This is a genomic window from Seonamhaeicola marinus (assembly GCF_008085455.1).
The window spans coordinates 1-586 of sequence record NZ_VSDQ01000605.1 but is presented as its reverse complement, the minus strand read 5'-3'; the positions used below and the strand labels follow the sequence as shown (position 1 = coordinate 586).

1 protein-coding gene is annotated in these 586 nt (G+C 29.0%); it reads right to left on the bottom strand.

Annotated elements, in window-relative coordinates:
- Positions 1-33: 33 nt before the first annotated feature.
- Positions 34-586 (bottom strand): MutS-related protein (locus tag FUA24_RS10765; RefSeq protein ID WP_449441426.1); only part of this gene is annotated, 553 nt, incomplete at its 5' end.

Sequence of the window (586 nt, the reverse complement as noted above, 5' to 3'; positions counted from 1 at the left end):
GGTTAATGGTTTTACTTTTTAGATTACTTGATTTTATACAATATCCATTTTCTTAAGTAAAAAGGATGCATTCATATTTTGGCAAACACCTTGTTTTAGTTTATAGTCAAAGTAAAGTTCATCATTAATAATTTCTGCATCAAAGTAGTAGTTTTTTACATTTTTAAGTTCATTTTCAATAGCACATAAACTTAAATCGTGTGTAGCAATAATACCAGTAGCGTTTGATGCTACTAATTTTTCAACAAATTTTTTAGAGCCAATAGCTTTATCAGTACTATTAGTGCCTTTTAAAATTTCATCTAGAATTATAAAATACGGTTCATTTTTAATGGTATCAACAATAAATTTAAGTCTGGTTAATTCTGAAAAGAAATACGAACTATCATCGGTTAAAGAATCTGTAGTTCGCATGCTAGTAATTAATTTTACCGGATTATAGTTACTAGATTTTGCACATACTGGCAAACCTACATTGGCCATAACAATGTGCAGTGATACCGTACGCAAAAAAGTACTTTTACCGGCCATATTTGCACCCGTTACAATAAAAAACTCCTCATTATTAATTTGCAAATTACTGTCA